Genomic DNA, 21,526 nt, shown 5'->3' with positions numbered 1-21,526 from the left:
CGTGAAGTGGGTGGCGATTCCATGCACCTGAAGACGTTTCAGGCGCGCGAATATTGTGTCGAGTGCGAAAAATGACTGTTCAACGGGTCGGCTTTAAGGGGGAGATCAGTTACACCGCCAATCCAGCGGGCAGCAATTTGTCCGGGCCGGCGGTCATCGCCGACACGACCAGGAACGGTGTAACGATAGTGCAAGGAACGTCCCCGCGACGACAAAGCAGAAAATGCGCTTCTCGGCAGCGAAATATGCGGGTGGCAGGCGCGTTTCGCGGCGTCGGCACTGCTGGGTCGAGATGGGACAGCGGGATGGGAAAGCGCGTGCCGTGCTAGCGATGGTTGGCTGCAGTCGAGCCGTGCTACTCGAGGGCGGTTCGTGGTCGTCGGCCGGTCGGTCTGGCGCGGCTACTTTGAATCGGCTTCCCGCAGCGGCGGGTCGAACGCGCACCGATGATCGCCCTTCCTCGAAGCCACACCGCGAAAATACCTACCGCTTGCAGGCCGGCCTCAACGCGCCGACATGAAATCGAACAGCTTCGCGATATCGGTCGTCAGCACGGTCCCGGCCTTCACGCCGACCCACAGCGTGCGCGTCGCCCACGCATCGTCGAGCGTCACGACCCCGAGCCGCGCCGCGCGCTCGCCGGTCACGGCATCGCGCGGCAGGATGCCGATACCGAGCCCCGCCTCGATCATCCGGCTCACGCCGTCGAAATTCGAGACCTGGATCCGCAGCTTCAGCGAACGCTCGACCGCAAACGCGGCGTCGGTCATGCGCGCGAGCAACGAACTGCCGTCGCTGAGCCCCACGTAGTCCTCGTCGAGCGTGTCCGCGAAGCGGATGGTGTCGCGCGCGGCGAACCGGTGCGTGCGCGGCACGAGCAGCACGAGTTCGTCGCGCCGATACAGCCGCCGCTCGATGCCGGGCGCCGGCACGTTGTCGGCGAACACGCCGAGATCGGCCTTGCCGGACGCGAGCGCGTCGACGATCTCGTGGCTCAGCCGCTCCTCGAGGCTGACCTTGATACCCGGGTTGTCGGTGAGGAACGCCGCGAGATCGGCGGGCAGGAACTGGACGATCGCGGACGTGTTGGTCCACACGTGGATGTGGCCGCGCACGCCGGCGACGTAGTCGCTCATCTCGTGCGCCATCCGGTTGACCTGCTCGATCACCTTCGCCGCATGGTCGAGCAGTGCGCGGCCCGCGGGCGTCAGCTCGACACCGCGCGCATGCCGGACGAACAGCGCGCTGCCCGTCACGCTTTCGAGCTCGGCGATGCGCTTGCTGACCGCGGACAGCGTGAGCTGGCCGTGCTCGGCCGCTTTCGTCAGGCTGCCGTGCTCGGCGACGAGCGCGAACACGCGCAGCGATTGCAGATCGAAATGAAGCGGGTTCACCATGTCGTGGGTCCTGGGACGGCCATGCCGGCGCTCGCCGCGAGCGGCGGCGGCCTGACGCCGATCATACGCGCGGCCGACCCCGCGCGATACGTTGCGAAACGTTGTGATAAGGCGCGCTAGCGCAGCGCGATCGACTGCAAGGCGGCGAGCATCGCCCCGTCCGGCTTCGCGAGATCGTCGAGCACGTCGAAGTGCCGCATGCCGGGGAGCCCGACGTGGACGATCCGTTCGCCCGCCGCTTCGCATGCGCTTGCGTAGTCGCGTGCTTGCCGGACGAGTTCGGGCAGCTCGGCATCGCCGACCGCAACGACCGTCGGTGCACCGGGCCCGACATGGCGCAACGGGCTGTACGCGTCGACTTCGCGCGCGGTGAGCTGCAGCTTGTCGTTCAGGCAGCACAGCGAGATCGGTTCGAGATCGACGAGCGGGCTGATCGCGAGCGCCGACACGACGGCCGGATGCGCGCGGTACACGGCCGTCAGGTGGCCGCCCGCTGAATGGCCGCTCAGGTGGATCGGCCGCCCGGCGGTCCCGATTGCGTCGGGGTCGTTCGCCAGGTAGTCGAGCAGCGCCCCGATCTCGTCGACGATACCGGTCATCGTCGCGACCGGCGCAAGCGTGTATTCGGCGAGTATCACGTCGAAACCGCGCGCGAGCGGCCCGCTGGCCGCGTACGCAAAATCCTCTTTCGCGCAGTGCTGCCAGTAGCCGCCGTGAATGAAGACGAACAGCGGTGCATCGGGCTGACCGCACGACAGCCAGTCGAATCGCTGCGCGGGTTGCGCACCGTAACGCAGGTCGCGCCGGCCGCGTGTCGCTTCGTAGAGCGCCGCGCTGCGCGCCTGCATCGACGCCAGCAACGCGGGGAAATCGGGTACCACTTTCGTGTTCAGATAGGCAGCGTCGAGCGCCGCGCGGTCCATGCCGCGATAGAGGATCGTCATCGGGAATCGCCTGGGTCGGGTTGCGGAAGCGCGGACGCAAGCGTCGCGCTGGTGCGAAGGCGGCTTCTCAGTCGCCGAAGCACGCATTATCCGCAGCGTGGCGCGGGCCGGCTATCCGGAATCGGCGAGCGCGGAAACCGGCTGTCCGCTTTCGGCGGAAGATCGGCACGGCATGCGGCCGCACCGGCACGATCCGAACCGCATGCGCGATTGCACGAGACGGCCGGCGCTGCGCCGCCGCTCAGATCAACTCGGAGATTTCGATCAGGTTCAGGTCGGGATCGCGCACGTAGACCGACCGGATCTTCTGCGTCGCGCCCGTGCGTTCGACGGGCCCTTCGACGATCGGCCATGCGACGCGCTTCAGGTGCGCGATCACGTCGTCGAGCGGCACCGACGCGATGAAGCACAGGTCGAGCGCGCCGGGCACCGGCACATGCGCTTTCGGTTCGAACTCCGCGCCGCGCACGTGCAGGTTGATCTTCTGGTTGCCGAAGCGGAACGCGATCCGGCCGGCGCCGAAGGTTTCGAGCTGCATCTGCAGCACCTCGGTGTAGAAATGCTTCGTCCTGTCGGGATCGACGCAGGTCAGCACGAGATGGTCGAGGTGGTCAATCAGTGCCATGAGGTTCGCTCCGGTTGGTTGTTCATGAGAAAGCGCGTTGCGCGGGCATGTCGCCGGCGTCCGCGCGCGGCGGCGGATGAAGGTCCGAGCGGCGCCCGGCCTTCAGGATCTGGCTCGGCACGTCATGGCCGATCAGCGCGGGCAGGCGTGCCGACGCGGCCAGCACGGCCGCGAGATCGACACCCGTATCGTAGCCGTCGAGTTCGAGCATGTGCACGAGTTCTTCGGTGCAGGCGTTGCCGGTCGCCCCCGGCGCATACGGGCAGCCGCCGAGGCCGCCGAGCGATGCGTCGAAGCGGTCGATCCCGGCGTCGAGTGCCGCGAGCGTGTTCGCGAGCGCCATCCCGCGCGTGTTGTGGAAGTGCAGCGTGAGCTGCAGCGCGCCGACGCGCTCGCGGGCACGTGCCGACAAGTCGCGCACTTGCGACGGAAACGCCATGCCCGTCGTATCGCACAGCGTGAAGCCGTGCACGCCGAGATCCGCGAAGCGCTGCATCCAGGCGAGCACGCCCTCGGCCGCGACATCCCCTTCCATCGGGCAGCCCATCGCGGTCGACAGCGATACGTTGATGGCGACACCTGTGCCGCGGACCGCGTCGATCACGTCGCGCAGCTGTGCGAACGATTGCTCGCGCGTCATCCGCAGGTTCGCGCGGTTGTGGCTTTCGCTCATCGACATCACGAGGTTCACTTCGTCGACGCCGCACGACAGCGCGCGCTCGGCACCGCGCACGTTCGGCACGAGCACCGTGTAGACGACACCCGGTGCGCGCGCGATGCCGTGCATCACGGCCTCGGCGTCGCGCAACGCGGGGATCGCCTTTGGCGACGTGAACGACGTGACCTCGATCTTCGCGTAGCCGCACGCGCTCAGCGCGTCGACGAGCGCGATCTTGTCGTCGGTATCGACGAATGCCGCTTCATTCTGGAAACCGTCGCGCGTCGCGACTTCGTGGATGTAGAGCCGTGTGCGTTGCCTGCTCATGTCGTCGTCTCCTGGTTCGGGTTCAGATCACGCCGCGCGTGCGCCAGTCGCCGCGCGTCGTGGCATCGATGCCGAGCGATTCGAGTACCGCGTCGGTATCCGCGCCCAGCGCGGGCGCCGGGCGCTCGATGCGCCCGGGCGTCGCACCGAGCTTCGGCACGATGCCGGGTACGAGCACGGGCGTGCCGTCAGGCAGCGCGGCATCGACCAGCATGTCGCGCGCGCGGTAATGCGGATCGGCTGCGATGTCGGCCACGTCGTAGATGCGCCCGGACGGGATGCGGGCTTCGTTCAGTGCCGCGAGCACGGCGTCGAGATCATGCCGCGCGCTCCATTCGCCGATTGCCGCGTCGATGCGTTCGACCTGCGCGACCCGCCCGTCGTTGTGCGCGAGCGCGGGATCGTTGCCGAGATCGGGCCGGCCGATCAGTTCCATCAGGCGCCGGAAGATGCTGTCGCCGTTGCCGGCGATCAGCGCGTACTTGCCGTCGCGGCAGCGGTACGCGTTGGTCGGCGCGATGCCGGGCAGGCTGCTGCCGGCCGCCTCGCGCACGGCGCCGAACGCCGAGTATTCGGGCAGCAGGCTTTCCATCATGTTGAACACCGACTCGTACAGCGCGACGTCGACGACCTGCCCCTTGCCGCCCTGCTGCTCGCGATGCCGCAGCGCGAGCAGCACGCCGATCACGCCGTGCAGCGCCGACAGCGAATCGCCGAGCGAGATGCCGACGCGCACCGGCGTGCGGCCGGGCTCGCCGGTCAGGTGCCGCAGGCCGCCCATCGCCTCGGCGATCACGCCGAAGCCGGGACGGTCGCGGTACGGGCCCGTCTGGCCGAAGCCGGACACGCGCAGCATCACGAGCCCCGGATTGATCGCGGACAGCGCGTCCCAGCCGAGCCCCCAGCCTTCGAGCGTGCCGGGCCGGAAGTTCTCGATCAGCACGTCGGTTTCCGCGACGAGGCGGCGCACGACGTCCTGCCCTTCGGGCGTGCGCAGGTCGAGCGTCAGCGAGGTCTTGTTGCGCGACTGCGCGGCCCACCAGACCGACGTACCGTCGTGCAGCAGCCGCCATTTGCGCAGCGGGTCGCCGAGCCCGGGCGGCTCGACCTTGAGCACGTCCGCGCCGAACTCGGCGAGCATCCGGCCCGCGAACGGGCCGGCGATCAGTTGTCCGAGTTCCAGCACGCGGATGCCGTCCAGGGGGCGAGTCATGGCTGTCTCCGATGAAATCGTGTTGTCGATGACGGCGATCATGACGGCGTTCGCGCCCGGCGAAAATCGATCGATGCTCAACCAGCCTTTCCGAAACGGAAAGGCGTGCATCCCGTCCGTTCACATGCGCGATGCGTCAGCCTTTCCCTCCGGGAAAGCGCACTCGCGCAACGGTCAAACGACGGCACGCGCGCCGCCGGCAGAATCGAACCCGTTGCGCGCCCGCCGGGCGCCCGTCAGCGAGACCCGCCATGTTTTCTGTTTCCTCTCCCGCGAAGATCGTGTTCCTCGACCGCGCGACGCTGTCGCCGCAAACCGTGCTGAAGCCGTTCCCGTTTCCGCACGTGTTGCGCACGTTCGAGCGAACGGCCGCACACGAGGTCGCCGCGCGCATCGGCGACGCGGACATCGTCGTGACCAACAAGGTGCGGCTCGACGCGGCGGCGCTTGCCGATGCGCGGCGCCTGCGGATGATCGCGATCGCCGCGACGGGCACCGACATCGTCGATCTCGACGCGTGCGCCGCGCGTGGCATCGTCGTGAGCAACATTCGCGGGTATGCGGTCCGTACGGTGCCCGAGCACACGTTCGCGCTGATCTTCGCGCTGCGCCGCAGCCTCGTCGCGTACCGCGACGCGGTGCGCGCGGGGCGCTGGCTCGACAGCGGGCAGTTCTGCTTTTTCGATCATCCGATTCGCGACCTGGCCGGCTCGACGCTCGGGATTGTCGGCGACGGCGTGCTCGGGCGCGCGGTGGCCGGCATTGCCCGCGCGCTCGACATGCGGGTGCGGTTCGCGGCGCACGGCGATGCGTCGGGTGGCGACTACGCGCCGCTCGACACGCTGCTTCGAGAAAGCGACGTGATCACGCTGCACTGCCCGCTCACGCCCGCGACGCGGCACCTGATCGACGCGGCCGCGTTCGCGCGGATGGCGCGCCGGCCGCTGCTGATCAATACCGCGCGCGGCGGGCTCGTGGATGAGCACGCGCTCGTCGACGCGTTGCAGTCGGGGCAGATCGCGGGCGCGGGGTTCGACGTGGTCACGCAGGAGCCGCTGCCGGCCGCGCATCCGTTCCACGCGATCCTGTCGCATCCGGCCTTCCTCCTGACGCCGCACGTTGCGTGGGCGAGCAACGAAGCGATGCAGGCGCTCGCCGATCAGCTCGTCGACAATGTCGCCGCGTTTGTCGAGGGCACCCCGACGCATGTGGTGTGACGCGCGCCGCCGCGGGGATCGTTTCGACCGCCGAAAGGGAAAAGCCCCGCGCGATTGCTCGAAGCGGGGCTTTGGAGATGGGAGCTGCTTACGCCAGCGACTCGGCACGTAAAGGGTTCGTGCATCGGGTTCATGCATCCGCCCTATCTTGCGGCTGGTTTCTGAATGCCCGACGAGCGTTACGTCAAGACATTCAGGCCGCCGATGCTGTAGGGCCAGCCCTGGAAGTCGCCCGTGCCGGCTGCAGCGCACCACCCGGCGCGCTGATCCCGACGTGAATGCGCGCGCTTCAGTAAGCGGACATCTCGACGCAAGGATCGACCTTGGACGGCGAGCAGATGACCGAATACTTGGCGCTCTCGCGCATCAGCGCTTCGCCTTCGTGCAGCGCGATCTTGATCTCGGGGTGACGCTCGTACGCGAGGAATGCCGAGCACACGACTGCGGACATCACGACGAGGGAAAACACAAATTTTTCAAGGGTTTGGAAACGTTCAGGCATGGTTCGACCTATCTCTTAGGCCGTGATTATAGCTCGAAATAAGGGTTTTCCCTATAACTCGGCCCGCATACCGAGGATGCCTTCAATCGCACGCGGCTCCGATGCTCGCGCCCTTTTTCTCTGCCAATCCACGCTCGAGTGTGGGTCGAACAAGCCGGTTACAAGACGCTGAAAGGCCCATATCAGGACGATATCCAGGCGGCCGAAGCGCGCGTCGCGTAATCGTCGGGTATCGGCGCGGAAGCCGCTGCGTCGCCCGACTCCGCACCGTGTCGGCGTTGCTGGCAACTGTGTCCGGCCTGGCCCGTCGCGGGCGCTGACCCGCCGCTGCACCAGGTGCATGCGGCGAATCACGCGTGGGCAATCGGTCGATGGCGTGCCGTCGGCAGAAGGAACGGTGCGGCGTCCAGGCGCGACAGGCCGCGCATCACGGGAGGGAAACGATCAGCCGGTCGGCCGTGCACGTCACTGCGTCACTGCGGCGCCGACGCACCGCTCGCCGCATTGCCGGGCCATGCCTTGCCGATCTGGTCGACCAGCGATTTCGCGGTGCCCGTCACGATCGCCGCGTCGACGCCGGACGTCTGCCACGAGCCGTCGGCGGCCTGCACGAAGGTCAGGTTCGCACGCGAGGGCTTGTAGTCGGTATTGCGCCACGTGACCACGATGTCGCACGAGTAGGTGCGATCGCCGAGCTTCTTGCAGTCGCCATCGGGCTTCGCCGACACGACATCGGCCGAGACGGGCAGCGGCTGGCCGAACAGCGCGTTCAGGCCGCCGTGGTTTTCCGCCTCGAGCGCGCGGCGCACGGCGGCGTCGACGTCGCTCGATCCGGGGCCGTCGTGGAGCAGGTTGCAGGCGGCCAGCAGGGTCGATGCACAGCCGAGTGTCAGCAGTGTTTGAAACTTCATGGATATCCGTCAATCGGGTCAACGTCGGGGGCATGCGGCGACATGCACGAACGCAGTCGCCAGGCCGGTACGCCGCGTAGTCTGCAACGTCCGCGCGTCGTACGCGGTATCCATTTGTAACCAATTGCACGGACGAGCCGCGGCACGGCGCCCCCTCTTCTCTTCTACTGCCGCTCCTGCTTCACGCGGCTGACCAGCTGCGTCGGGCTCACGAACTGCAGCGCGATCACCACCCACACGAGCGTGATGGCCATGTAGATCATCGCCATCGCGTCGATCGACTGCGGCGCGCGCACGCCGGTCGAGAACACCGCGTAATACAGCGCGACGACGAGCGTCTGCGTGCTCGGCCCCGCGGTGAAGAAGGTCAGCTCGAACATCCCGATCGTGCGCACCAGCACGAGCAGCCCCGCCGCGAGCATGCCGGGCACGAGCAGCGGCAGCAGCACGTGGCGGAAATATCGCCACGTGTTCGCGCCGAAGATGCGCGCGGCGGCCTCGAGATTCGGATCGATCTGCTCGATGAACGGCGTCATCACGAGGATCACGAACGGCAGCGCCGGCACGAGATTGGCGAGGATTACGCCGGGCAGCGTGCCCGCGAGCCCGACCTTGTACATCACGGTGGCCATCGGGATCCCGTACGTGACAGGCGGCACCATCAGCGGCAGCAGGAACACCAGCAGCGCGAAGCGCTTGCCGCGAAACTGCACGCGCGCCAGCGCATAGGCGGCCGGCACGCCGAGCGCGATCGACAGCAGCACGACCGCGCCGACGACCTCGACGGTCACCCACAGCACACTCGCGAGCTGGAAGTCCTCCCACGCCTTCGCGTACCAGTGCAGCGTGAAGCCCTGCGGCAGCGGCGTGCCGAACCAGCGTGTCGCGATCGAGTTCACCGCGACGGTCGCGATCAGCAGCATCACGTTCAGCAGGAAGAACGCCATCAGCCCCCAGACGAGCGCCTGCCACGCACGGCCGGCGAGATTGCGTGTCATCTTCCGCGGTTTCCTCGCGTCGGCGGGCCGCACATCGGGCGGGTCGGGCGCGTCGTGCTTCGGCGGCCACGCGCGGGCGGCACGATTGTCGGTCGCCATCAGCCCTTGCCTCCCGTCACCGCGCCGGTATAGAAGAAGCGCCGTGCACCGAGCATCGATGCGACCACCAGCAATTGCACGAAGCCCATCACGATCGCGATCGCGGATGCGAGCGAATAGTCGTAGCTCTCGAACGCGGCTTCCGCCGCCGCGATCGAGATCACGCGCGTGGGCCCGGCCGGCGCGCCGAGCAGCACGGCCGACGGGAACACCGAGAACGCCTGCACGAACGACAGGCACGCGGCCATCGTGAGCCCCGGCACGAGCAGCGGCAGGTAGATCCGCCGGAACTGCTGCCACGGGTTCGCGCCGAGCGTCGCCGCGGCACGCGCGAGCGTCGGGTCGATGCCGCTGATGTACGACAGCATCAGCAGGAACGCGAACGGAAAGCCCGACACGATCAGCGACAGCAACACGCCCCAGTAGTTGTGCGTGAGGCGCACTTCGTCGGTGTACAGGTGCAGCCCCTGCAACGCCTGCGGGAACCAGCCGTTCGGCCCGAAATACGTGAGCATCCCGTCGGCGACGAGCACCGTGCCGAGCGTGACGGGAATCACGAGCAGCGTCGTGACGAACTTCTGGTACGGCGAATGGCGGCGCAGCGCGAACGCGACGGGCACCGCGACGCCGACGTTGATCAGCGTCGCCGGCACCGCGAGCTTCAGCGTGACGAGCACGGTCGGCCACATCGCGGTGTCGGTGAAGAACTGCACGTAGTTCGCGAGCACGCCGCCGCCGTTCATCGGCTGGAACGACAGCACGAGACCGTACGCGAACGGATAGATGAACAGCGCGACGATGAACGCGAGCGCGGGCGTGACGAGCCACGCCTTCGCGTCGCGCGGCGTGCCGGCCGGGAGCGTGCTCATGCGGCCTCCCGGTGACGCGCTGTCGCGCACGCGGTGCGGCGGCCGTTCATTGCGCGTCTTCCGCATAGACGAGCGTGCGCGACGGCGCCACGCGCAGCCGCAACGGCTCGCCTTCCGCGAATTCGCCGGCCACGCGCGCCCAGATCGGGCCGAACGGCGTGAGCGCACGGATCAGCGAATCGCGGCCTCCGTACTCGACCGTTTCGACCGTCGCGTCGAACGCGTTGTCGGCGCCTGCTTCCGCGCGCTCGATGTCGTCGGGGCGCAGCGCGACCGCGACGTCCTTCGCGTCGAAGCCGGCCATCGGCACGCCCGTGAGTCGCACTCCGGCGGCGCTGACGCTCACGTGGTCGCCGGCCATCCCTTCGAGCGTGAACGGCAGCACGTTGCGATAACCCATGAAGCGCGCGACATGCAGGTTGTGCGGGCGCGTGTAGACGTCCTTCGGCGTCGCGACCTGCTGCACGACGCCCTCCTTCATCACGACGATGCGGTCGGCCATCGACAGCGCCTCGTCCTGGTCGTGCGTCACGTAGATCGTCGCGCGTTCGAGTTGCGTGTGGATGCGGCGGATCTCGGCGCGCATCTCGATGCGCAGCTTCGTGTCGAGGTTCGACAGCGGTTCGTCCATCAGCACGAGCGGCGGCTCGATGACGATCGCGCGTGCGATCGCGACGCGCTGCTGCTGCCCGCCCGACAATTGCCCGGGCAGCTTGCCCTCGTGCCCGACGAGCTGCACGAGTTCGAGCGCCTGCTGCGCGCGCCGCCGGGTTTCCTGCTTTGGCACGCCGCGCATCCTGAGGCCGAAGCCGACGTTCTCGAGCACCGACATGTGCGGAAACAGCGCGTAGTTCTGGAATACCATCCCGAAGCCGCGGCGCTCGGGCGGCAGCACGTCGATGCGCGTGTCGTCGAGCCAGATGCCGCCGCTCGTCAGCGGCTGCAGCCCCGCGATGCAGTTCAGCGCGGTCGACTTGCCGCAGCCCGACGGGCCGAGCAGCGCGATGAACTCGCCGCGCCGGATCTCGAGATCGAGCCCGTTCAGCGCGGCGACCTGCGCGCCTTGCGCATTGGTGAAGCTGCGGCTGACGCCATCGAGCCGCAGCCGTTCGAAACTGTGCTTCATTGCGCGAACTCCATCGACGCGGACGCCGCGGCGCCCGCCGGCCCATGCGTCACTTCGACTTCTGCGAACCGATCTCGCGATCCCACTTCTGGAACGCGGCGACCATCGCCTGCGCGCTGAGCGGCTGCACGTGCGGGCGATCCGCCAGCAGCTTCGCGTACTCGGGGCGGCCGAACTTGCGGACCACTTCCTGGCTGTGCGCGGGCGCCATCTCGAGCGTCACGCCCTTCACCGCCGGGCCCGGGTAGAAGTAACCGTCGTCGTAGGTCATCGCCTGCTGCGCCGGTTCGAGCAGGAAGTTCATCAGCTTGAACAGCACGTCGAGCTTGTCCTTCGGTACGCCCTTCGGGATCACCATGTAGTGCGCATCGTTGACCCACGTCATGTTGTCGAATGCCTGGATCCTGAATTCGGCCGGCACGATGCCAAGCGCGCGCGGGTTGAGGTCCCAGCCGGTCACGGTCACGGTCATGTCGCGCGTGCCCTCGCCGAGTTCCTTCATCACGGCCGACGTGCCGCCCGGGTAGTACGGGACGCAGTCGTTGAGCTGCTTCAGGAACGCCCAGGTCTTGTCCCAGCCGTTGATCGGGTCCTGCGGGTTCTTGTCGCCGAGCACGTACGGCAGCCCCATCAGGAACGTGCGGCCGGGGCCCGAATTCGCCGGGCGCGCGTAGATCAGCTTGTTCGGGTGCGCCTTGCACCATGCAAGCAACTGATCGGGTGTTTTCGGCGGATCACTGACCTTCGCCGGGTTGTATTCGAGCAGCGGGCCGGCCGGCATGTAGGCGACTTCGAGACCGAAGCCCTGTGCAAGGTCCTGCATCTTGCGCGGGCCGGGCGCGTACTTGTCGAGCACGCCGGGGAACGCGCCCGCGTTGTCGGGCAGCAGCTTCAGCCACAGGTTTTGCTCGATGCCGGCGGCCAGCGCGTCGGTGCCCGTCAGCACGAGGTCGATGTCGGCGCGCCCCGCCGCCTGCATCGCCTTGATCTTGCCGGGCAGTTGAGGTGCCGGCGCGTTCGTGAACGTGACGTTCGACACGAGGTTCGGGTTCTTGTCCCTGAAGGCTTCGATGGCCTTCTGCGTGAGCTGCAGGTTGCCCGCGACATCGACGATGTTCAGCGACACGGGGGCGGCAACGGCTGCCGCGGCCGACAGCGTGAAGCCCAGGGCGAGTGCGATCCGGCGGACACGGCGAGCGATCGTGGTGGCGTTCATGTCTCCTCACTTCGGTCGGTGGATGGGACCTTTGTTTTCAGGAAATCATGACGGCGTTATACGATGTCGGTCAACAAAAAACCGAGCTGCGCGGGGCGGGACTTTCCCTGACAAATTCCTTCCGGTGGATCGCAATTTGATTGCCGGGCAAGATGGGCCGGGGATCGCGGCTGGACGCCAAGTCGTCTTGCGACGTCATATCTCCAGGTCGCTAAACCTGACGAAGCAGACTCAACCGGCATCCGACGTGGATCGGGTCTGTCGGCGTTGGGCAGGCCCGGCAAATCAGCGGTTCTTCAGCGCGATCAACACGTCCCGGTGCTCGGCACTGACTTTTCGCGCCGCGCGCAGCACGTCGCCCTTCTCGGCTTCGGTCGAAGCCTTGATCTCGTGGGTGGGGCGGATGATCGTGCGGGGTTTCAACTCAACCCCGTACAGCACCTTTCGTTTGGGATCCATGACAGCATTCCGCTAAAAAACCGACAACGATCGGCCGATTATCCGTCGATCGGATGCTGCGGTCGCGTCGCTGTCGATCATGGCGCCCGACGAACGGACGAAGATGGCCCAAAGCCGGCAAACGATGCCCGAATATCAGTTCCTCAAGCGTGAATTGCCTTCGCCCAACACCTTCACCGCTTCGATCAACCGTTCGGCGTCATGCCACTCGCCATACCCCGACGCCGGGTTCAGATGCCCCACCTCGCCGAGATCGACGAGCTTGCTGCCCCACCCCGCCGCCAGCACTTCGACGCGTTCGAAGCGCGCGAGCGGATCGTTGCGGCTCGCGGCGACGATGCTCGGAAACGGCAGCCGCCCGGTCGGCACCGGCGTCCAGCCGTTCGCGTCGATCGCATCGGGCGCCGGATAACCGGCGGGCATCGGCGACTCGAGATCGGCCGGCGCCGCGAGCAGCGCGCCGTGGATCGGGCGCGTGGCCTGCCGCGCCCAGTGCACCGTAATCATCACCCCCGCGCTGTGCGCGACGAGGATCACCGGGCCGTCGATCGCGGCCAGCGCCGCATCGAGCGCCGCGACGCGTGCGGCGCGGCTCAGCTTGTCCGCTTCGAGCGGTGCGACGGAGCGCGCGTTCGGCAGGCGCCGTTCGAGGTGCGTCTGCCAGTGGTCTTCGACGTGATCGCGCAAGCCGGGCACGATCAGGATGGTGGGGGCGGTCGTCAGGGTCATATTGGCTCCGAAGCGTTCAGGAAAGTCGGGATGCGCGCCGTTCGCGTTCGACGCGCGCGAGGTCGGCCACATAGCTCGCGCGTCCGATCGCGAACAGCACGGAGGCCATGAGCGGCACGACGGGAATCCATTGGAGTGCGCCGACGAGGCCGGCGCGATCGGCGACCCACCCCGTCAGCAGCGGGCCCGGCGCCATGCCGAGCAGGTTGTTGGCGAGCGTGAGCGTCGCGAACGCCGACGCGTGGATCGCGGCCGGCGTCAGGTTTGCGACCATCGCGCCCGACGCACCGGACGCGCCCGCGCCCACCAGCATCCCCGCGCAGATCAGCGCGAGCTGCAGCGGCCCGGGCGGCAGCCGGAACGCGACCGCGAGGCAGACGCCGGTCACCACGCAATACGCGATCGCGGTCAGCCACTTGCGCTTGCCGTCGGTCTTGCCGACGCGGTCGGTGAGGATCCCGCAGCCGACCATCCCGACGCCCGCGAGCAGCACGAAGCCGGCGGCGAGCACGGCCGCGCGGTCGGGCGCCATCGCGTAGTAGCGGTTCAGGTAGCTCGGCAGCCATGCGAACAGCGCGCCCGGCACGAACAGGTGCAGCCCGCTGCCGAGATACGCGCAGATCACCGAGCGCGACGCGAACAGCCCCGACATCAGCGCGCGCACGCTGCCGCGCAGGTCGCGGGGCGTGTCGGTGTCGCGCCGGCAGGGTTCGGTGCCGTATTCGGTGCCATATTCGGTTCGATACGCGGCGAGCCGCCGTTCGGTCACGACGCAGCGATACGCGACGAGCAGCACGATGCCGAGCGCGGCCATCACGCCGAACGACCAGCGCCAGCCGAGATGCGCGCCGACCAGCCCGCCGAGCGCCATGCCGAACACGGAGCCGAATGCGCCGCCGGCCATGAACGCGCCGGTCAGCGTCGCGCGCAGGCGGGCCGGAAAGATGCTGAGGATCAGCGCGACGCCGACGCTGCCGTACGCGGCTTCGCCGAGCCCGACGAGGCCGCGCGCGACGAGCATCTCCGTGTAATTGGTCGACAGCGCGCAGCCGAGCGTCGCGACGCTCCACAACGCGGCCATCAGCACGATGCTGCGCACGCGTCCGAAGCGGTCGGCGAGCACCGACAGCGGAAACGTCAGCAGCCCGACCAGCAGCGCGACGACGCCGGAGAGCGAACCGAGCTGCGTGTCCGACAGCGCCCACGCGTGCTTGAGCAGCGGGAACACGGCGTTGAGCACCTGCCGCGACATGTAGTCCGACAACAGCAGGCCGACGGTCAGCCCGAACACGAGCCACGCATAGGCGGGCGCGCGCCGGCCGGCGGCGACGTCCTGCATCGACGGCTCGACATGATGGATCAGCATGCGTGTCTCCTCCGGCACCGGAGCGGTCGTGCTCCGGCGCGGCTTGCGTGGCCCCGCTCCGTTGACCGGAGTCCGCCCCCGCACCACGTGCGGGGATGGGTGCCACGCCACAACGATCGGCGGGCGGCGGCCGCCACGGCCGCTTGCCCGGATGCGCGGATGCGCGGCGTGTCAGGCGGCCCGCAGCGGGACGTTCACCTGGCCCGGCCGGCGGTTCGGCGCCATGCCGAGCTGCGCGAGGGTCTCGTCGATACCGTCGTACTGCACACCAATCCGGTAGATCGCCTTCGCCTCCTTGCCGGTGGCGATGTCGCGGCCGAGTTCGCGCGCGATCCGTGCGCACTGTTCGACCTGCTGCACCGACGTCATCCGGTTGCCCTTCTGGTCGATGATCGTGTCCTCGATCCCGCAGCGCGGATGCAGGCCCAGCGCCATCGCGACCGTGTTGATCGGCAGCACGTTCTTCATCAGCGATTCGAGCGTGATGCACGCGCCGTCCGGGCAACGCCGCACGAATTCCATGAAGTTGTACGGATTCGGGCCGTCGAAGCCGCCGCCGATGCCGACCCACGTGACGTTCAGCGGGCCGCGATAGACGCCGCGGCGGATGATCCGTTCGAGCGTTTCCAGCGCATGCATGCCGGTGAGCTGGAAATGCGGCTGGATGCCGGCCGCCTGCAGGCGGCGCAGGTGCTCGTCGACCCAGCCGGGGCCGGCCGGCACGGTCATCTCGCGGTACGCGTCCCACAACGCGGCTTCGTTCAGCGACGTGCCGGCGATGTCCTTGCGGTTCATCAGCTCGGTGATGTTCATCTGCACGGTGTTGATCGCGACCGTCACCTGGTCGGGCTTCGGTGTCAGCTCGGCGAGCATGTGGCGCGTGTCGTCGGACAGCCATTTCGCGTCGGCGCCCTCGCCCTCCGGCGCGAACGAGATCGAGCCGCCCACCTGCAGGATCATGTCGGGCACCGCCTCGCGCAGCCGGCCGAGCAGCTCGTTGAACTTCGACAGCCGCTTGCTGCCCTTGCCGTCGAGCTCGCGCACGTGCATGTGCAGCACCGTCGCGCCTGCGTTGTAGCAGTCGACGGCCTTCTGAACGTGCTCGTCCATCGTCACCGGAATATCTTCCGGAAAATCGGCGGGCATCCATTCGGGGCCGTACGGCGCGACCGTGATGACCACCTTGTCCTGGTTTTCCGGGTGCAGCGAATCGTCGAGAAATTGCATGTCGTCCTCCAGTGGAAATCGTTGTATTCGGGCGTACGGGCGTGCGTATCCCGTCGCGCCGGGCGGCGGGCCCGGCGCGTTGTTCAGGGTTGCGGATCGGTTACGGTGCGGGCGCGCTCAGAACGGCACGTCGCCGACGATGCCCGCGCGCTCCATCCGGCGCACGCACGGCGGGTAGTCCATCACCGCGTAGTGCTGGGTGCTGCGGTTGTCCCAGATCGCGACGCTGTTCTTCTTCCAGCGCCAGCGCACCTGGTATTCGGGAATGAAGGCCTGGCTGATCAGGTACTGCAGCAACTGGCCGGCGCCGGGGTTCGCGTCCTGCCCGACCCGCACGCGCGCGGGCGTGTGGAAGTTCGTGAAATGCGTGGTGAACGCGTTCACGTACAGCACCTTCTCGCCGGTTTCGGGATGCGTGCGCACGACCGGATGCTCGGCGTCCGGGTACTGCGCCTTCAGCGCGAGGCGCTTGTCGATCGGCATCGCCGCGCCGAAGCTCGCCTCGATGCTGTGGCGCGCGCGCAAGTCGTCGATCTGCTGCTTCACGTGGTCCGGCAGGCGCTCGTAGGCGAGCGCCATGTTCGCCCACATCGTGTCGCCGCCAACCGGCGGACCGTCGATGCAGCGCAGCACGCAGCCGAACGGCGGCGCCACGCGCCAGCTCGCATCGCTGTGCCACGCATTCTCGTAGCGGTCGTTCGGCTGGTCGGGCGACTTGTAGATCCGCACGAGCCCCGGGTGCTCGGGATCGCTGCCGGCAACCGGATGATCCTCGAGCTCGCCGAAGCGCCGCGCGAACGCGACATGCTCGGCGCGCGTGATGTCCTGGTCGCGCAGGAACAGCACGCGATGCCGGAGCAGTTGCGCGCGGATCTCGGCGAACAGGCCGTCATCGTGCACGGCGTCGGCGAGGCTCACGTCCAGCAGTTCCGCGCCGAGCGCGCAGGTCAGGGGTTCGACTCGCATGCGCGTCTCCTCAGACGATGAACACCGACGAACCGGTGGTCTTGCGCGATTCGAGATCGCGGTGCGCCTGCGCGGCGTCCTGCAGCGCGTAGCGCTGGTTGATCTCGATCTTGATGCGGCCGGCGGCGACGTGCGCGAACAGTTCGCCGGCCAGGTCGTTCTTCTCGGCCGGATCGGCGATGTAGTCGGCCAGCGCCGGGCGCGTCAGGTACAGCGAACCCTTCATCGCGAGGCGCTGCGGATCGAACGGCGGGATCGGGCCCGACGCGGTCCCGACGCACACCATCAGCCCGCGCCGCTTCAGCGAATCGAGCGAGCCTTCGAAGGTGTCCTTGCCGACGCTGTCGAACACGACGTCGACGCCCGCGCCGTCCGTCAGCTCGCGCACGCGTTTCGCGACGTCCTCGCGGCTGTAGTCGATCGTATGGTCGCAGCCGTGCGCGCGGGCGATCGCGGCCTTGTGCTCGCTGGATACCGTGCCGATCACGGTAAGCCCGAGCAGCTTCGCCCATTGCGACACGATCAGCCCGACGCCGCCGGCGGCCGCGTGCAGCAGGATCGTGTCGCCCGGCGCGAACGCGTGGATGCGGCGCAGCAGGTAGGCCGACGTCAGTCCGCGCATCGTCATCGCCGCGGCCGTTTCGCACGAAATGCCGGCCGGCAGCCGCACGAGCGGCGCGGCGGGGATCAGCCGTTCGGTGCTGTATGCGCCGAGCGTGTTCAGGAAGCCCGTGTAGGTCACGCGGTCGCCGACGGCGACGTTCGTCACGCCGGGCCCGATCGCCTCGACCACGCCGGCCGCCTCGACGCCGAGGCCGGCCGGCAGCGGCACCGGATACAGGCCGCTGCGGAAGTACGTGTCGGCGAAATTCAGCCCGACCGCGTCGTGCCGCAGGCGCACCTGGCCGGCGCCCGGGTTGCCGACGTCGATCGCTTCCCAGCGCAGCACGTCGGGGCCGCCGGTTTCGTGGAATCGCACTGCATGTGCCATGTTGTTCTCCGTAGGGTGTCAGTCGGATGCGCGTCGCGCATCGTCGGGTTCGTTCGGGTCGTTCGCTTTGTTCGCTTTGTTCGCGCGTGGCGGCGTCGCGGCTGCGCCGTCCGCCAGCGGTTCATCCAGTCCGGCCCAGTCCGCGTCGCCCAGGTAGCGCCGCGCGGCCGGGAAAATCACGCCTTCCATCCGCCCCATCTGCTCGAACGCGCCGTGCGCATAACGAGCGAGCGCCGCATCGAACGCGTCCGACGGCAGCCCGTCCGCGGCGATCCGCTCGAGCGCATCGAGCGCTTGCGCATCGCGCTGCCGCTGGCGGTCGAGTTCGTCCAGTTCGGCCGCGACGCACTCCGCGCGCACGCGCAATGCCGCGAAGAGGCGCGCTTCGGCGGCCGTGCCGACACGGGCGCGCTGCAGCGCGGCGAGCGATGCCAGCGCACGCTGCATGTCGGCCGCGCGCCGCTGCGGCGCGTCCGCGTGTGCGGCGGACGCCGTCAACGCACGCTGCGTGTCGCTCGCTTGCCGCTGCGGTGCGTCCACGTGTGTGGCGGACGCCGTCAACGCATGCAGCAACACGCCGACCGTGCGATGCGCATCGAGGCAACGCGCCATCACGCGCGCCTCGGCAGGCGTTCGCCGCGACGTGCACACGAGCACCGGCACGCCGCTCGTCGCGAGCAGGTCCCGCCGTTGCGCGCAGGCCGCTGCATCGGCATCGTGCGGCAGCGCCGCGACGCCGATCAGGTCGCAGCCGAGTTCTGCCGCCAGTGCGCCGGGGGCTGCGCCGCCGGCCGCCGGGTGGCCGGCACCCGCGATCGCGTGGGACAAGCCCTGCGCCCGCGCCGCGGCTTCCACTTTCGCACCGTGTTCCGGCAGCCGCGCTCCGGATAAACGCGAGTCCGGCGCGGCGCCGGCCAGCATGAACGTGACCCGGGCGCCGACCGCGCGCGCCAGTTCGAGCGCATGGCCGATCGCGTCGATGCCGCCGGGCGCGCTGTCGACCGTCACGAGCAGATGGCGGTACATCGTGCCGCTCCGTTTATCCGGCGAGCGGCGCGTGGCGCCGCGTGCCGGTCGATACGATGTTCATGGCCCTCTCCTCGTTGCGTTCGTCCTGCATCGGAACCCATGCTATCGACACGGTGCCGGTGCGGCCCCACTCGTCGCGGGGGGGATTGACGCGCGGACGCGGTTCGGCCGATCCTTCCCCCCACGCCCACCCCGGACGCTGGCCCGCACGGCACCGCCGGAATCCGACCCCTGCCCCGATGGCCCACCCACCCGACCGCGCCGACGCGCCCCCCACCGAACTGGTCCTGAAGACGACCGCGCCGCGCGTGCCGGCGCAGTTGCTGGCCCGCGCGCGGCTGAGCCTCGCCGCGCCCGCTTTCGACGGCCGGCCGGTCACGCTCGTGCAGGCGCCGGCCGGTTACGGCAAGACGTCGCTGCTCGCGCAATGGCGCCGCGAGACCCTCGCGCTCGGCCGCGCGGTCGTATGGCTGTCGGCCGACGAGCGCGACGATGCGGCCCGGTTGCTGCAGGGGCTCGTGCAAGCGGTGCGGACCGGTTGCGCGCGGCCCGGCTTCGGGCGCCTGATCCCGCTCGGCGCGGCCGACGCGGCGCGTGCGCTGGAGGGCGTGACCGCGTGGCTGGCCGAGGTCGCGCAACTGTCGATCGATGCGCTCCTGATCGTCGACGATGCGGAGCGGCTGCCGCCGGCCGGCCTCGATGCGCTGACCTACGTGCTGCACAACGCGCCGCAGAACCTGCATGTCGTCGTCGCAGCGCGGCGCGGGCTCGACCACACGGCCGGCGACCTGCTCGCCGGCGGGCAATGCACGCTTGCGGGCCCCGACTGGCTGCGCTTCACGCTCGACGAGACGATCGCGCTGGTCGGCGCGCGCTTTGCGCAGCGGGTCGACGCCGACGCGTGCGCGCGGCTGTTCGAACGCGTCGACGGCTGGCCGCTCGGCCTGCAGCTCGCGATGGCCGCGATGGCGCGCTCGGCCGATCCGCGCCAGGCGGTCGACGCGCTCGCCGCCCGCGTGGACGGCACGCGCGACCGCCTCGTCGAGCTGCTGCTCGCGAACCTGTCGGCCGACGACACGGCGTTCCTGACCCGCACGAGCATCGCCGATCGCCTGCATCCGTCGCTGTGCGCGGCGCTGCTCGACGACGAGGACGCGCCCGGCCGTCTCGCGCGGCTCGCCCGCGACACGCCGCTGTTCATTGCGTCGGACGATTCGGACTGGTGCCGGCTGCATCCGCTCGTGCGCGACACGCTGCGCGACCGCCTGGCCGCGAGCCCCGACGCCGAGCGCAACGCGCTGCATGCGCGCACGGCCGCCTGGCTCGACGCGCACGGGATGACCGAGGAAGCCGCGCGCCACGCGTATGCGGCCGGCCAGTTCGAGGTGGCGTACGCGCTCGCGCAGCGCTGCCTCGAGGATGCGATCAAGCAGGGCCGCATCAACGACGTGCTCGACTGGCTCGCGCTCTTGCCCGATGCGGAGCTCGACAAGCGCCCGACGCTGCGCATCGCGGTCGCATGGGCGCTGGCGCTCGGCGAGCGCCACGTCGAGGCGCAGCGCCAGATCGCGGGCATCCTCGCGGATACCGGCACGCCCGCGGCGATGCGCTACGAATGCGCGCTGATCCTCAGCGCGGCTGCGTATTACGCCGACGAAATCGACCGTTTCGTCGAGCTGTTCGAACCGTGGGCCGACTTCACGCCGCCGGCGGCGACGTGGCTCGCGCAAATACACGCGAACCGGCTGTCGGCGCGCGCGATCATCGTCGGCGAACCGGCGCAGGCGCGCCGCTTCCAGCACGCCGCGCCGCGCGGCGAGACGGCGGCCGGGTTCGGTTATGTCGCGCGCTGGGGCGAACTGATCACGGGCCTGAGCTACCTGCGCGAAGGCCAGGTCCGGCTCGCCGACGATGCGCTGTCGCCGGCGCTGGCCCGCGCGGAAGCCGATCTCGGACGCCGCCATCCGCTGACCTGCATGCTCGCCGCGATGTGCGCGGCGCTCGCGTACGAGGCCGACCGCGTCGACCAGGCCGCCGCGTTGCTCGCGAACCGGCTCGACGTGCTCGAACATGCAGGCACGCCCGATACCGTGCTGCTCGGCTATCGCACCGCCGCGCGCATCGCGCTGCTGCGCGGCGTCGAGCACCGCGCGATCGACCTGCTCGAAGCGCTCGACGCGATGGGCGTCGCGCGCCGCTTGCCGCGCCTGTCGGTCGCGAGTCTCGCCGAACAGGTGCGCATTCACGCGGCGCGCTATCGCGAGGCGACCTGCCATGCGCTCGTCGAGCGGATCGATGCGATCGCCGCGGCCGAGTTTCCATCGCACGGGCCGTTGTGGCGGCGCCCCGTCGTGCTGCTGCAGGCGAGCGCGCATGCGGGCGCGGCGCTGGCCGCGCGCCGCTGGGACGACGCGCGCGCGGCGCTCGACGAAGCAGCGGTGCTGGCCCGTGAAATGAGCATGGGGCAAGCGCGGATCGAGATCATGGCGCTCAGCGCGTTCGCGCTCGAACAGTCGGGCGGCGGCGGCCGCGCGCTGCTCGACGAGGCGATGAACCTCGCGGACGTATTCGGGCTGACGCGCACGCTCGCCGACGCCCATCCGGCTGTCGCCGACTGGGCGCGCCGCGCCGGCGACGAAGCGGCCGCCGGCGCCGGC

20 protein-coding genes are annotated in these 21,526 nt (G+C 69.1%); 2 read left to right on the top strand and 18 right to left on the bottom strand.

What is annotated here, in order from left to right; genetic code table 11:
• Positions 1-503: 503 nt before the first annotated feature.
• The 5 genes from HAV18_RS33235 to HAV18_RS33215 form a co-directional block, all read right to left on the bottom strand.
• Positions 504-1,397 (bottom strand): LysR family transcriptional regulator, encoded by an 894-nt coding sequence (locus HAV18_RS33235; protein ID WP_166964435.1) that lies wholly within the window; start codon positions 1,395-1,397, stop codon positions 504-506.
• Positions 1,398-1,513: 116 nt separating this feature from the next.
• On the bottom strand, positions 1,514-2,341 hold the full coding sequence (locus HAV18_RS33230) for an alpha/beta hydrolase (protein WP_166964434.1): 828 nt from the start codon (positions 2,339-2,341) through the stop codon (positions 1,514-1,516).
• A 241-nt stretch (positions 2,342-2,582) separates the two neighbouring features.
• A complete protein-coding gene (locus HAV18_RS33225; RefSeq protein WP_166964432.1) occupies positions 2,583-2,966 on the bottom strand; it encodes a VOC family protein in 384 nt (127 codons plus the stop codon).
• 22 nt (positions 2,967-2,988) lie between these two features.
• Positions 2,989-3,951 (bottom strand): hydroxymethylglutaryl-CoA lyase, encoded by a 963-nt coding sequence (locus HAV18_RS33220; RefSeq protein WP_166964430.1) that lies wholly within the window; start codon positions 3,949-3,951, stop codon positions 2,989-2,991.
• Between the two features lie 22 nt (positions 3,952-3,973).
• Positions 3,974-5,164 (bottom strand): CaiB/BaiF CoA-transferase family protein, encoded by a 1,191-nt coding sequence (locus HAV18_RS33215; protein WP_166964428.1) that lies wholly within the window; start codon positions 5,162-5,164, stop codon positions 3,974-3,976.
• Between the two features lie 251 nt (positions 5,165-5,415).
• Between HAV18_RS33215 and HAV18_RS33210 the strand changes: the two genes are divergently transcribed.
• Complete coding sequence (locus HAV18_RS33210; protein ID WP_166964426.1) at positions 5,416-6,381, top strand: D-2-hydroxyacid dehydrogenase; 966 nt, start codon at positions 5,416-5,418, stop codon at positions 6,379-6,381.
• Between the two features lie 289 nt (positions 6,382-6,670).
• Here HAV18_RS33210 and HAV18_RS33205 read toward each other — a convergent pair whose 3' ends face one another.
• The 13 genes from HAV18_RS33205 to HAV18_RS33145 all read right to left on the bottom strand — a co-directional run bounded on the left by HAV18_RS33205 (position 6,671) and on the right by HAV18_RS33145 (position 18,866).
• Complete coding sequence (locus HAV18_RS33205) at positions 6,671-6,883, bottom strand: hypothetical protein (RefSeq protein ID WP_006497261.1); 213 nt, start codon at positions 6,881-6,883, stop codon at positions 6,671-6,673.
• Between the two features lie 473 nt (positions 6,884-7,356).
• Positions 7,357-7,794, bottom strand: a complete 438-nt coding sequence (locus tag HAV18_RS33200) for a hypothetical protein (RefSeq protein WP_166964424.1) — start codon at positions 7,792-7,794, stop codon at positions 7,357-7,359.
• 164 nt (positions 7,795-7,958) lie between these two features.
• Positions 7,959-8,891, bottom strand: coding sequence for an ABC transporter permease (locus HAV18_RS33195; RefSeq protein WP_166964422.1), 933 nt, complete (start codon positions 8,889-8,891; stop codon positions 7,959-7,961).
• The gene (locus HAV18_RS33190) at positions 8,891-9,760 is read right to left on the bottom strand and encodes an ABC transporter permease (protein ID WP_166964420.1); all 870 of its coding nucleotides are present in this window, start codon (positions 9,758-9,760) and stop codon (positions 8,891-8,893) included. The genes HAV18_RS33195 and HAV18_RS33190 overlap by 1 nt, the downstream gene beginning before the upstream one ends.
• Before the next feature lie 46 nt (positions 9,761-9,806).
• Complete coding sequence (locus tag HAV18_RS33185) at positions 9,807-10,886, bottom strand: ABC transporter ATP-binding protein (RefSeq protein WP_166964418.1); 1,080 nt, start codon at positions 10,884-10,886, stop codon at positions 9,807-9,809.
• A 49-nt stretch (positions 10,887-10,935) separates the two neighbouring features.
• Entirely contained in the window at positions 10,936-12,102 is a 1,167-nt protein-coding gene (locus HAV18_RS33180; RefSeq protein WP_166964416.1) for an ABC transporter substrate-binding protein, read from the bottom strand.
• A 285-nt stretch (positions 12,103-12,387) separates the two neighbouring features.
• Positions 12,388-12,561, bottom strand: coding sequence for a hypothetical protein (locus HAV18_RS33175; RefSeq protein WP_166964414.1), 174 nt, complete (start codon positions 12,559-12,561; stop codon positions 12,388-12,390).
• Positions 12,562-12,696: 135 nt separating this feature from the next.
• On the bottom strand, positions 12,697-13,290 hold the full coding sequence (locus HAV18_RS33170) for an alpha/beta hydrolase (protein WP_166964412.1): 594 nt from the start codon (positions 13,288-13,290) through the stop codon (positions 12,697-12,699).
• A gap of 16 nt (positions 13,291-13,306) precedes the next feature.
• On the bottom strand, positions 13,307-14,656 hold the full coding sequence (locus HAV18_RS33165; RefSeq protein ID WP_166964410.1) for an MFS transporter: 1,350 nt from the start codon (positions 14,654-14,656) through the stop codon (positions 13,307-13,309).
• A 171-nt stretch (positions 14,657-14,827) separates the two neighbouring features.
• The gene (locus tag HAV18_RS33160; RefSeq protein ID WP_166964408.1) at positions 14,828-15,883 is read right to left on the bottom strand and encodes a 3-keto-5-aminohexanoate cleavage protein; all 1,056 of its coding nucleotides are present in this window, start codon (positions 15,881-15,883) and stop codon (positions 14,828-14,830) included.
• Between the two features lie 117 nt (positions 15,884-16,000).
• Positions 16,001-16,849, bottom strand: coding sequence for a TauD/TfdA family dioxygenase (locus HAV18_RS33155; protein ID WP_166964406.1), 849 nt, complete (start codon positions 16,847-16,849; stop codon positions 16,001-16,003).
• A gap of 10 nt (positions 16,850-16,859) precedes the next feature.
• On the bottom strand, positions 16,860-17,840 hold the full coding sequence (locus HAV18_RS33150) for a quinone oxidoreductase (protein WP_166964404.1): 981 nt from the start codon (positions 17,838-17,840) through the stop codon (positions 16,860-16,862).
• Positions 17,841-17,858: 18 nt separating this feature from the next.
• The gene (locus tag HAV18_RS33145) at positions 17,859-18,866 is read right to left on the bottom strand and encodes a hemerythrin domain-containing protein (RefSeq protein WP_166964402.1); all 1,008 of its coding nucleotides are present in this window, start codon (positions 18,864-18,866) and stop codon (positions 17,859-17,861) included.
• Positions 18,867-19,108: 242 nt separating this feature from the next.
• Here HAV18_RS33145 and HAV18_RS33140 point away from each other — a divergent pair.
• Positions 19,109-21,526: AAA family ATPase (locus HAV18_RS33140; RefSeq protein ID WP_166964400.1), on the top strand; the 2,418-nt coding region annotated here is incomplete at its 3' end.

It is taken from the genome of Burkholderia sp. D-99, assembly GCF_011605345.1.
Lineage (GTDB): Bacteria > Pseudomonadota > Gammaproteobacteria > Burkholderiales > Burkholderiaceae > Burkholderia.
Note: the sequence above shows the minus strand (reverse complement) of the source record. Positions and strands in the feature narration are given on the sequence as shown.